Origin of the sequence: Chryseobacterium gambrini, from assembly GCF_900156825.1 — a bacterium.
GTDB lineage: Bacteria > Bacteroidota > Bacteroidia > Flavobacteriales > Weeksellaceae > Chryseobacterium > Chryseobacterium gambrini.
Genome location: NZ_FTOV01000026.1, coordinates 1 through 11,810, shown reverse-complemented (window position 1 = coordinate 11,810; position 11,810 = coordinate 1). Strand labels below are relative to the sequence as shown.

At 36.6% G+C, this 11,810-nt stretch carries 10 protein-coding genes; 5 read left to right on the top strand and 5 right to left on the bottom strand.

From position 1 onward, the window contains the following. Positions 1 to 230: 230 nt before the first annotated feature. Genes BW951_RS21900 through BW951_RS21880 form a run of 4 tightly spaced genes read left to right on the top strand, consistent with a single transcriptional unit; the run spans position 231 to position 9,630 of the window. Entirely contained in the window at positions 231 to 1,799 is a 1,569-nt protein-coding gene (locus BW951_RS21900; RefSeq protein ID WP_076396782.1) for a T9SS type A sorting domain-containing protein, read from the top strand. A gap of 2 nt (positions 1,800 to 1,801) precedes the next feature. Continuing rightward, a complete protein-coding gene (locus BW951_RS21895; RefSeq protein ID WP_139326238.1) occupies positions 1,802 to 5,236 on the top strand; it encodes an RHS repeat domain-containing protein in 3,435 nt (1,144 codons plus the stop codon). 8 nt (positions 5,237 to 5,244) lie between these two features. Continuing rightward, positions 5,245 to 8,886, top strand: coding sequence for a DUF6443 domain-containing protein (locus tag BW951_RS21890; RefSeq protein ID WP_084196515.1), 3,642 nt, complete (start codon positions 5,245 to 5,247; stop codon positions 8,884 to 8,886). Between the two features lie 3 nt (positions 8,887 to 8,889). Then, complete coding sequence (locus BW951_RS21880) at positions 8,890 to 9,630, top strand: hypothetical protein (protein ID WP_076396778.1); 741 nt, start codon at positions 8,890 to 8,892, stop codon at positions 9,628 to 9,630. A 62-nt stretch (positions 9,631 to 9,692) separates the two neighbouring features. Here the strand turns inward: BW951_RS21880 and BW951_RS21875 are convergent, their stop codons facing one another. Continuing rightward, complete coding sequence (locus tag BW951_RS21875) at positions 9,693 to 9,902, bottom strand: hypothetical protein (RefSeq protein ID WP_076396776.1); 210 nt, start codon at positions 9,900 to 9,902, stop codon at positions 9,693 to 9,695. Positions 9,903 to 10,071: 169 nt separating this feature from the next. On the opposite strand from BW951_RS21875, the gene BW951_RS22930 reads away from it, so the two are divergent. Next, the gene (locus tag BW951_RS22930) at positions 10,072 to 10,248 is read left to right on the top strand and encodes a hypothetical protein (protein ID WP_175608858.1); all 177 of its coding nucleotides are present in this window, start codon (positions 10,072 to 10,074) and stop codon (positions 10,246 to 10,248) included. 146 nt (positions 10,249 to 10,394) lie between these two features. Here BW951_RS22930 and BW951_RS21870 read toward each other — a convergent pair whose 3' ends face one another. The 4 genes from BW951_RS21870 to BW951_RS21855 form a co-directional block, all read right to left on the bottom strand. Continuing rightward, on the bottom strand, positions 10,395 to 11,054 hold the full coding sequence (locus BW951_RS21870) for a DUF3164 family protein (RefSeq protein WP_076396774.1): 660 nt from the start codon (positions 11,052 to 11,054) through the stop codon (positions 10,395 to 10,397). Then, positions 11,051 to 11,272: a hypothetical protein gene (locus BW951_RS21865; RefSeq protein ID WP_076396772.1), complete on the bottom strand. Its 222-nt coding sequence runs from the start codon at positions 11,270 to 11,272 to the stop codon at positions 11,051 to 11,053. The genes BW951_RS21870 and BW951_RS21865 overlap by 4 nt, the downstream gene beginning before the upstream one ends. A gap of 3 nt (positions 11,273 to 11,275) precedes the next feature. Then, complete coding sequence (locus tag BW951_RS21860; RefSeq protein ID WP_139326237.1) at positions 11,276 to 11,575, bottom strand: hypothetical protein; 300 nt, start codon at positions 11,573 to 11,575, stop codon at positions 11,276 to 11,278. 13 nt (positions 11,576 to 11,588) lie between these two features. Next, the coding region (locus tag BW951_RS21855) for a hypothetical protein (RefSeq protein WP_076396768.1) at positions 11,589 to 11,810 on the bottom strand (222 nt) is incomplete at its 5' end.

Genomic DNA, 11,810 nt, shown 5'->3' with positions numbered 1-11,810 from the left:
ATTATTTGCAGTTGAAATGTATTTCAATAAAATACGACATGTTCTGCCGTTCTGCGAATATATCTTTGCTGCATGAAAAAGAATAACATTTAAAACAAGCAAAATGAAAATAAACAACCGGTCAGGCTAAAAGCATTCTGATAAATCCAAACCCAAAATATGGGGTTTTTACGGATTGCAAGTAACAAACAATTAAAAATATATTAGCAACTTAAAATTTGATATTCACAATGAAAAAAAATTATTCAGGCGCATTTCTTTTGTGCGTACTCCTGGGAGGTTTTTCTTCTGCCCAGGAAGTGGTGTGGCAGAAAGACATCCCGTCTTACACCCAGGAGTTCCTATCGCAAATTACCACCACGATTGACCAGCAGTATTTAATTACAGGCAGCAGCATCCATTCCGACAACAGTCAACCATCATTTGGCAGTCAAAAGCAGAACAACGGTTACGATCTTCGTTTGATGAAACTAAATCAGCAGGGAGAAACTGTCTGGGAAAAATATTTCTCGGGCAACAACCACGATATGGCAGCTTCCACGGTCAGCACCCAGGATGGAGGATTTGCAGTACTTGCGACTTCCAGTTCTTCAAAAGGTTTTGATAAAAAAGATGATTCCAAAGGCGGATCTGATTTTTGGCTCATCAGAATCAATGAGTTTGGCGATGAATTATGGCAGAAAACCATTGGCAGTGCTGCAGATGAAGAGGCACGGGCGGTGATTCAGACCACAGATATGGGATTCTTTGTCGTTGGCAATGTGCAGAACTCACCGAAAGGTTACGGCTCCAAAGATGTTCTGGTGGTACGGCTGGATAAAAACGGGAAGGAATTATCCCAATTGATTTTAGGCGGAAAAGGGCTGGATGAAGTGGAAAAAATGATTCCCACCAAAGATGGCGGAGCATTGTTAGGGATCTATTCCAGAAGCAATCTGGGCGGTTCAAAAAAGACAGAAAACTATGGCGAGGCGGATTTCTGGGTAGTCAAAATTTCAAAGGAAAATAAGATTGAGTGGGAAAAGAACTTCGGAGGAAAAGGTGATGATCATTTAAGAACACTTGCCCTTACTTCAACAGGCTACCTGATCGGAGGGGAATCCAGATCGGAAAGATCAGGAAACAAAACAGTAGGTATTGAAGAGGGAACAGATTTATGGTTGGTTGCTATTGATTTAAATGGAAATGAGCAGTGGCAGAAATCCTACAATTTCAAGAACCAGGATGTTCTGATGGGGATGAGTGTACTGCATTCTTCGGATGACAAAACGTCCAAAGGGATTCTGCTTGGTGGTTACACACAGGCGGAAGGCAGGATTGAAAATGATGATGAGACTTTCTGGATGCTATATCTCGACCAGAACGGAAATGAGCAGTGGAGAAAGCACGTAAAAGGAGAATCCCGAAAAAAAGAGGAAAGACTGTCTGATATTAAGCTGAACCGTGACGGATCGATTGTACTCGCAGGAACCAGCGCAGAGGAACTGGGAAAAGAAAACTGGAAAATCGTGAAGCTTGGGGATAAACAGGTTGACCAGCTGATCGAAAAGCAGGACATTAAGATCTACCCGAACCCGGTAACGGATTATGTATATGTGGAACTTGGATTTGAGGGCTTGAGAGAGGGAGCGTTTGAAGCAGAAATTGCAGTGTACGATATGGGCGGAAGAAAGCTTGAAACGGTAAAGACAAAAAATAAGATCACCAAGATCAATACCCAGCCTCTGATTCAGGGGGCGTATTTGGTGGTGGTGAAAACCAATGATAAAACGGCGAATGCCAAAATGATTAAAAAATAAACATGATGAAGAAAGCAATGAAACTATTTGCAGCACCTTTATTATTAATATTGATTAATAATAAACTGGTAGCACAAGAAAAGATCAATTTTATTCCGAAATCTCCAGAAATTTCGTCTTTAGGAAGTTTTCTGGATAAAAATGTAAATCTATCTACAGGATCTGTGAATGTAAGTTTACCTTTATATGAGTTGAATGTAAATGAAAACATAAATATTCCCATTCATCTTTTATACAATACCCAAGGTATAAAAGTAAATGAAATGGCGAGTTCTGTTGGTTTGGGATGGAATTTAAGTTCAACATCTTCCATCAATAGAACTATAAACGGAAAGATCGATAATTATAATGACAGCAGTTTCAATCAAAATATCAATCTGGCTAACCAGCATTTTTACACCAGCAGTGTGTATGGTAACCTTAATACACCATCAGACAATTGGATAAATAATAATGTGGGACTTTTAGATCTGGAGCCGGATTTTTATCATGTAACCCTTTTTGGTAAGTCATTCTCATTTACCTATGATTATAGCACTCAGAAGTTTGTACAACTGCCTTTAGATGATTATAAAATCATACCCAATATTAATGCGAATGGCTTTATCATTGATTTTATAATTATTGATAATTATGGGAATAAGTTCTTTTTTGGCAACTCAAAAGATAATATGAATTATACTGCGGTTATCGAAGAATTGTCCAATCAATTCATTAGCAATGATAATACTCCTTCTGATTCTCCTCCGCCAACAATCAATACATGGCTGCTGACAAAAATTGAAACTTCAGAAAACAGGACGGTACGGTTCTATTATGAAAACAATTATAATAATTTACCAAATGATGTTAATATTACATCACAGTACAAATATAAATTTAACAGAGTTTATCCGAAACCAGGTTCATTACATGGAGAAGAATACCTGTTTAATCCTGATGTTCCGGGATTAAAAGTGCCAATATATCCTTTGACAGAAGAAATTTTTCTACACAAAAATAATATTACTTACTCGGCTTATAATATCACTACTATACAGGATAAAGTGTTAAGCAAAATAGTATATAATGATACTGAAGTTATTTTCAATCAGAACACAACCCCAAGATTGGATAATGACAGATTTTCTTTAGCCTCGATTGATCTTAATATTAAAAATAGACCTGTAAAAAAATGGCAGCTCTCCTATTCTTATTTTAATGAAGAGGTTCAAAGTAAAATGCCTGACAATTCGAGAGATAATCACAATTTATTTATAAATACATTTGATAAATATACCTTAAGATTAAAACTTAATAATGTTATTGAAAAAGATTATAATCTGAATGATGTCAAAAAATACAGTTTTGAATATTATCCCGGAGAATTACCCAGCAGACTAAGCTTTGCACAGGATTATTTTGGTTACTACAATGGTGAAACTTCTAACAACGAGCTGATCCCGAAAATATATTTTAAATTCGAGAATAACAGCAGGGACTTGGCAGGTACAGCCAACAGAAAAGTAAACGAAATTTATTCTAAAATGGGAATGCTGAAAACAATTATTTATCCAACAAAGGGATCTACAGAATTCACTTACGAAAACCATAGATTCAATGCTTTATTTGATTCCAATGAATATGATTTTACTAATTTATTTGAAAACAGTCTTATACGAAATGTATTCTCTGGAGGTCCGACAATTATAAATAATCCCGATGGCAGTATATCAATCCCGAAACTGGAACAATTTGAATTTCACGTTGATAAAGTAATCTCAGCGGATATAAGCTGCTTAATTTCAAAAGTTTCCAATCTTAACTCATACTATTTACAATTGCAAAAGAAAGTTAATGGAAATACTATCCATATAATGAATTTTGGCTCTACATATGATGTCACAAATTTCACGCTGTATCCCGGTGATTATATTCTGGTTGCCAACAGATACACAAACACTATTGATGAAGGAGGAACTGATGATGATTTTGGAGATTTTTCCCTAAACATTACTTATCTTGATAATTCTCAGGATCAATTTGGTAATAATAATTTAGCCGGAGGACTAAGAGTTAAATCTATTTTAAATAAAGATAATAATGGAGTTGCTGTTTTAAAAACGACTTTCAATTATGATGAAACAGTTAACAATAATTCTTTCTCAACGGGTATTTTGTACGGATTTCCAAAAATATTTGTAAAGGATTACTACTATAAAGTAAATAGATTTTATGGTCTGATGGATTTTCCATTTAGAAACGGTACGTCTTCTCACATACTATATTCCAAGGTTACACAAAAAGAGGAAAATTTATTAAATAATTCTGTACTATCAACAGTACATTATTTTAAGAATGATTTCTCACCATTTATTGGAAACTGTACCTTTGAACACTGCAAAACACCATATTATTCATGGAAGACCGCTTTAAATGACGGAAAAGATATTTTATCCGGAAACTCAAATTCTATAGTGAAAAAAGAAAAGAATGTCTTCTCAGAAAAGAATGCTCAGTACATTAATTTTTTCTCTATCGCTGCTGAACCCAGAGATCAAATATTAACTTCAAATGCGGGAACTTATAAAACTGCTTATAAATACCAGGTTTTACCTTTATATACTGATTTTACATATCTGTTAAATTCAAAAGTTTTAGAAAATTTTAACAGCGATACTTTAGAAACAAACAATCAATATAATTACAGCAGTTCAATGCATTACCAGCCAACTTCTCAGGTTACTACTTTTCCGGATAGCAGTACTCAGCAAACCACCTACTCCTACGCCCACGAAAAAAACAACCAGTTAATGATCAGTAAAAACATGATCGGTATTCCATTGGAAACCACCGTTACGCAAACCGTTGGCGGTGTTACCAAAACTCTGGGCAAAACAGAAACGGTATATCCGACAGCTCTTTCTACACCACAGACCGGAAATCTGGTATTGCCATTGTCTGAGAAATCGTATGATAAACTGAATAACACGATGTCCACGGATGTAACCTATGATAAATATGATGATAAGGGAAATATCGTTCAGTATACCGAAAAAGACGGAACTCCTGTAACTATTGTATGGGGTTATAATAGGACTGAGCCGATCGCCACTATTGAAGACATCACCTATGACCAGTTTACGGCTGCCGTTTCAACCAACGCCATTGTTTCTGCTTCCAATGATGATGCTTCTGATCCAAGTAAAGAAGGTCTTCTTTTAAATGCGCTGAATGATTTCAGAAAATTATCGGCTCTTTCAGGAAAGAAAATAACAACCTATACGTATGATCCGCTAATTGGAATGACCAGTAAAACCTCATCTCAAGGAGTTAGACAAACATTTGTATATGATGCAGCAGGAAGACTAAAAGAAGGAAATATCAGAGGAAAAAATAATTCAGGATCATACATTCAGGAAACTTCTCAAAAGAATAATTACAAATTCAAGCAATAATCACAGAAATGAAAAAATATTTAATATCAAAAGGATTATCCTTGTTAGGCGTATTGCTCGCAGGGATGTCTTTTGCACAATCCAATGAAAATTATGTGCAGTCCATCACATGTCTAAATCAGGATTGTACAAAAAAATCGGAAACCATTACCTATTTTGATGGCTTGGGAAGACCTAAGCAGATCATTAATGTAAAAGCCACTGCTACCGGAAAAGATCTGGTCATGCCGGTAACGTATGACGGATTCGGAAGACAGGCAAAAAATATATTGCCTGTTCCTGTGGCTTCTCAAAATTCTTCCATCCATACCGGGATTACCGATGAAACCGCTGCCAATGCATATTACGGTGTTTCCAATGCTTTTACGGAGAAGGAAATTGAAAACTCCCCTTTAGACAGGGTATTGCAGGAAGCGAATCCGGGAGAGGAATGGAAAATGAGTTCGGGAAAGACAAAGAAATATAAATACGAAACCAATACCGGAAACGAAGTTAAAGCTTTTGTGACAAACACTTCAACCAGTACAGTGAGCGGTGTTTCCAATACGGTTTCTTCAGTATCACTTTCTTCTGCCAATTCAGGATTTTATCCGGCAGGAACACTGTATAAAAATACGGTTACCGATGAAGACGGAAATTCTGTTATCCAGTTTGAGAACGGAAGAGGGCAAACAGTTTTGATCCGTAAGAACGACGGTTCACAAAACATCGATACCTATTATGTCTTTAATGAATACAACCAGCAGGCTTTCATCATCACACCGAAGGCGGTAAAACAGATCGAAGATAACAATAACCTCATTACAGATGCGATTTTAAATGAACTTTGCTACCAGTACCGTTATGACGGGCAAGACAGAGAGGTGGAGAAAAAATTGCCTGGAAAAGACTGGCAGTTTACAGTATACGATAAACAGGATCGTCCGGTTTTAGCACAGGATGGTCTTTTAAGAACAACCACCAATAATTTCGGAAGCAAAGGCTGGCTTTTCACCAAATATGATGAATCCGGAAGAGTGGTTTATACCGGTTTTTTTGCCAATACCGCGACAAGGCAGGCAATGCAAAGTGCATTGAACAATATGACGGCGAATGCATATAATAACGAAAAAAGAACGACTACATCTTTCAATTTGCAGGGACTTGAGGTGTATTACAGCAAACAGGCATTCCCAACGGGAAGCATGACGCTGCTTTCTGTCAATTATTATGATACTTACCCGCCTGAAGCTCCGGCGGTTCCTCAGACTATTTTAGGACAGTATACCCTGCCCCAGACATTGGATGCCGATAATGATGCTTCTACAAACGGAGTTCTTACGGCTTCTTATGTGAAAAATATTGAAGACAACAACTGGACGAAAACCTACAGTTATTACGATTCTTTTGGAAGGGAGATTGCCACCAAAAGTACCAACCATCTCGGAGGATATACCAACACGGAGACAGAACTGGATTTTACAGGCGTTCCTTTAAAAAAATATACCTTCCACCTCAGAAAGCAGGGCGAAACCGGGGTAACGGTTATGGAAAGATTTGTATATGATGACCAGAACAGGCTTCTGAAACATTTTCATCAGGTAGACAGCAATCCGGAAGAACTACTCGCAGAAAATACCTATAACGACCTCTCGCAGATTGTAAATAAAAAAGTAGGTTCCACTTCGGGTTCTGCGCCTCTACAGAGTATTGATTATAATTACAATATCCGTGGCTGGCTTACCGATATCAATAAGAACCAGATGGCAGCTGCCGATCTTGGCGGAAAACTATTTTCTTACAAAATAAAATATACCAATCGTGACGGAATCCAGAATCCGGATTCTTCACAGTTCCCGGGGAAAAATGTAGTTCCGAAATACAACGGAAACATTGCGGAGGTAGACTGGAGAGCCGTAGAATCTATTGGTGCAAATCCATCAACAACACCGAAAAGATATGGGTACGCGTATGACAGGTTAGACAGATTAACGGCAGGCTTTTACCAAAATCCGCAGAATCCTTACAGCAAGGAAAATATGGAGTCTCTGGTGTATGATCTGAATGGGAATATTTCCAGCCTTTACAGGACTTCGGTGATGGAAAACGGAAGCAGTACGGCGACGGTAATTGATAACCTTACCTACGACTACACCGGAAACAGAGCGACCAAAATTAAAGACATCAGCGGAAACTCTACCGGATATGAAGGAACAGCGGGAAATACCATTGGGTATGATGTGAACGGAAACATGAAAAATATGATCGATAAAAGCATTACAGCCATCGGTTATAATTATATGAATCTTCCCAACTCGTTAACGATTAATCTGGGACAGCTAACCACCGATATTGCTACAAAATATAGTGCAGACGGAAGCAAAGTAAGAAAAGAAACTACGAAAACTTCGGTAGGAATTGCAGGGACAACCACCACTAAGGAAACAACCGATTATTTGGATGGTTTCCAGTATTTCAGTACAACAGGCGGAAATACAGGCGGTGGCGGAAGTACCGAAATGATGATGGCTTCAAGAGCTTTTGAGCCGCAGGCTTTTAGCTTGGTTGATCCTACAGGTACCAGTACACTGCTTACCATAAAGACTCCCGACTTACAATTCTTCCCGACAGCAGAAGGGTTTTATGATTATGTAAAAAATCAATATATTTACCAGTATAAAGATTTACAGGGAAATGTAAGGCTTTCTTACGCAAGAAACAGCGCAGGAGCTCTTGAAATTGTCGACAATAATGATTTCTACCCATTCGGGATGAATCATCTGAAAACGGGTAACGCATATTTTGGAGGGGGTTCCTACAAAAACTTCAAAATGCAGGGGCAGGAATTGCAGGAAACCGGATTTTATGGTTACAAATGGAGAAACTATATGCCGGACGTCGGCAGATTCTTTAATATAGATCCGCTTTCAGAAGAATATGCTTACCAGTCACACTATAATTTTTCGGAAAACAGGGTTATTGACGCAAGAGAACTGGAAGGATTAGAAGCTAAGAAAGTTAATCAGGTAAGCTTACCAGACGATCCGTGGGAGTTTGGAGAAATGATTGCAGGTGGTATTAATAGTGTTCGTGCTGCCGTCGCAAATAATTATGGAAGAGTCTATAATTTAGTTTCCGGAGATAAGATAAGGAATAAGTATGAGGTTGATACCGATGGTACTTTAACACTTGTCACTGGAGTTCCTAAAGAAAGTCTCAAGGAGAAAGCAGTAAACGGAGCGCTCGACTTAGGAACAATTGTGTTAGCCGCCGCCGGAGGACCCGAAGGAATGTTGATGTCTCAGGGAGGAAAAGCTCCAGCTTTGAAAGGTGTAGAGGAAATAAAAAATGCCGTAAAAGCTGCAAATGGAAATTCAAAAGCGAGTACAAGGGCTCAACACGTTTATGGGATTGTCAATAAAACTACTCAAGGAATAGAAAAAGTTGGAATAAGCGGAGGTAAGATCTCAAAAGCAGGAAATTCATATCGAGCAACGAAACAAGTGAATAAATTAAATAGCGCAGGAGGAAATTATACCCAAAAAATACTTAAAAATATACCTAAAGGAAAAAATGCAAGAGCAAAAGCTTTAGAAGCAGAAATAAAATATACAAATAAAAATAAAGCTACAATAAACCCAAGAATACATAATAGACCAAAACCACAATAAATTATGACTTTATATTATATACACTTAGGGCTTGATTACAATGATTATATTCTTAATGATAATGAACTACGTTTTGAATTTCAAAAACATACTAATTTCATTGACGATTATTTTTCAAAAGCTGTAAGGAAACATCGTTTTATAACAGATGGAACATTTAAGATGATTGCAGTTTCACCGACTGAATTTGGTATAAAACCAAATAAAATTGTACCAACTGATGTTTTAGAAGTTAATATACCTTTCGATAGAAAAAGGTATGAAGAAGTAAAAGGTTCTGAAGATTTCAATTATTATTTAGAATTATTAGAGCAAGGATTTAGAAAAGCTTCTAATTCAAAGGAAATACCTCTTGATATTTTACTGAATTTAATAACAGAATTTAAGGAAGGCGGTTGTAGAAATGAATGGTTGCATAAAAAGAAACAATTTAAAAAGAATGATTTAGAAGTCAAATTAATATGTGAATTCACAACAAATTATTTTCAATTAAAGGTCAGTATATCGCAAATATCAACGAAAAAAGAGTTGATTAATGGGATTATTGCTCAAACTGAACCTGGGAATTCAATACATGAAGGTTTATTCAAAGACATAATTATTGATAAAGATATAATCATTACTGATAAAGCAGATGCTCCACGATTTGAAATAAGTATTAATAAAGCTTTAGAGGGAAAATTAGAATATAAAATCTTTGGCGATAAAGATGTTAAAAAAATTCTTTCATACCATTTATCATAAATGATAAAATATTAGAGAGTATTTTAAAATTGAAGTTATTTAAGAAGTATCCTCAAAGCCACCTATTTGGTGGCTTTGTTATTTTGCAGTTCAATTCTTTCTTTTTCCAGAACTTCCGCCATTATTTTGGCTTGTGCAGTACAGTCTTTTAATTCGGCTTTTAAGCTGTCAATTGTTTTGTTTTTAGCTTGCAGGGTTTCCTCTGTTTTCTTTTGTTCCATACAGGAAAAAGAAACTACAGAAAGAAATAGTAAAAGATATAATTTCATCATTGTAATTTTAAGTTACGGCTAAGATAGATAAAAAATCACTTCTTTATTATGCAGTAAGGAGCAATTTATAGCAGAATCTACTTGCTTTATATAAAAGCGGTAAGTTATATTTGCTTTAATAAACACCTCAATATGAGGGATTTATTTTAATTAAACAAGAAAGGAAATTATGAGAACAGCGGTTTATTTCAATGCGGTTTATTTCAATCAGGCTAAAAATGAAACCTATGAGCTGGGTGGAGTTGCAAATATGCAGCAAGCGTACGATCTATATAAATTTGTTTGCAGTAGAAATAACTGGAACCCGACAATGTTTACCAATGATGTTATAGTAAGATTGAAGTAGGACTCCACATAAATAAAATACTCCCTTATTAGCTTTGCCAATAAGGGAGTTTATTTTAAATCAACCATTATTATTGTATTTATGGTATTCTAATTTTGATAAATTCGGGATTTTCCCGATAATTTTAAACGTTGAAATTGTAAGTATTACAGAGCCGAGAAGTTGAGTTCTATCCTTTCAAATTTACCCTCTTCATTCTGTTTCTCGAAATCATATTGGTAGCCTTTCAGGAAATTGCTGTAACTCTGTTTTAAAAGCCTTAAACCTTCTTTCCACCTTGGATCATCAAAACGCGTTTCATGGCTTAGTAAATTCATTACACTTGCATAGTCGAGATCACCTTTTTTGTTTTTCACCAAAAACCCGATCAGCATTTCAAATAAATCCCGGTCTCTCTTTTTAACGGTATCATAGAGGAAAGCGTGGATCAGTTCCAGAGCCTTGGTGCTTCTTTCGTCCCATGTAGGCTGTGTATCCCTGCGGCGTTTAATTCTGATCGTTTTATCACTGTGCATTAAGGTAAAGCCGCCTTTAGAATTGCTACGGATTTTTCCATATTCATTTAATTTCTCCTGGTGTTTTTCCATCTTGGCATGAGTAAGCTTTTTCAATAAACACGATTTGCTTTCAACTTCAAGGGCTAAGGCAATCAATTCTCCCATATCGCTGTCCCTTTCGGCTTCATAGGCGCGTTTTTCTTTTTCCTGCCGTTCTACCTCCATTTTTCTTTTATGGTTAAGCACCGCTTCCATTTCTTCTGCAGACAATTCGTTAATTGGTCTTTCTAAAAGTTCATTAATATTCATAATTTGTTATTTTTGATAATTAGTTCTTTTGTATTAAGTTGTCGATTTTCTCTTTTTTTCCGTCGCGTTTTTCCATCTTTATACCCCTTATCGTAGGCTTTCTTTGACTCGCCGTTTAAAAGGGCTATATTCTTTTGATGAGCCTGTATTTGCTGCGAGACGGTTGTTGCCAAAGTGTAATTTTTCAAAATCTCGTCCAATAATTCTGTGGCTTCCATGTCCTAAAATATAAGTTTGGTTAAATCCGGCTTGTATTGCGGGAAATAGTTTAAATAATTTTCAGCTTCAATCCACAAGTCTAACTCCGGATCATGGAAATACTGAAAGCGGTCTTCCCCGTAATGCATCACCGGTGGCTCCCAGTTTTCATTGATGATCCACTCATACGCTGCCAGAATTTTGGGCGTTGTAGAGTTAAATTTCTCTCCTCTGTACAAATGGATCCTTACCCTTTCGCTCCAGTCTAAAAACCTGACAAGGCTGTCCAGTTGTAGAATTTTTAATAATATGTCTTTGTTCATTGTCTTTCTCATTTTATTTTGTCCCCCAGTACAGGTTTGCTTTTTCTTCATTGATCATTAACGTACCTCCCGGGCATCTGCCGGAAATAATGGCTTTTAGTCCTTCTGCCTGAATAATGATTTTAGCGAGCTTTCTCCAAGTTGTTGCCAGAGCATTGTCCGGCAGTCCTTTCACTTCGTGGCAAACCATTATTATTAATTTATTGGAATGGTTCTTTTTCAATTCTGATACCAT

What these genes read in the sequence shown, in the direction of transcription:
- BW951_RS21870 (WP_076396774.1), bottom strand. Translation starts at nt 11,054, where the DNA reads ATGAATATTAATGAACTTTTAGAAAGACCAATTAACGAATTGTCTGCA.
- BW951_RS22930 (WP_175608858.1), top strand. Translation starts at nt 10,072, where the DNA reads ATGAGAACAGCGGTTTATTTCAATGCGGTTTATTTCAATCAGGCTAAA.
- BW951_RS21890 (WP_084196515.1), top strand. Translation starts at nt 5,245, where the DNA reads ATGAAAAAATATTTAATATCAAAAGGATTATCCTTGTTAGGCGTATTG.
- BW951_RS21860 (WP_139326237.1), bottom strand. Translation starts at nt 11,575, where the DNA reads ATGAACAAAGACATATTATTAAAAATTCTACAACTGGACAGCCTTGTC.
- BW951_RS21895 (WP_139326238.1), top strand. Translation starts at nt 1,802, where the DNA reads ATGATGAAGAAAGCAATGAAACTATTTGCAGCACCTTTATTATTAATA.
- BW951_RS21875 (WP_076396776.1), bottom strand. Translation starts at nt 9,902, where the DNA reads ATGATGAAATTATATCTTTTACTATTTCTTTCTGTAGTTTCTTTTTCC.
- BW951_RS21865 (WP_076396772.1), bottom strand. Translation starts at nt 11,272, where the DNA reads ATGGAAGCCACAGAATTATTGGACGAGATTTTGAAAAATTACACTTTG.
- BW951_RS21880 (WP_076396778.1), top strand. Translation starts at nt 8,890, where the DNA reads ATGACTTTATATTATATACACTTAGGGCTTGATTACAATGATTATATT.
- BW951_RS21900 (WP_076396782.1), top strand. Translation starts at nt 231, where the DNA reads ATGAAAAAAAATTATTCAGGCGCATTTCTTTTGTGCGTACTCCTGGGA.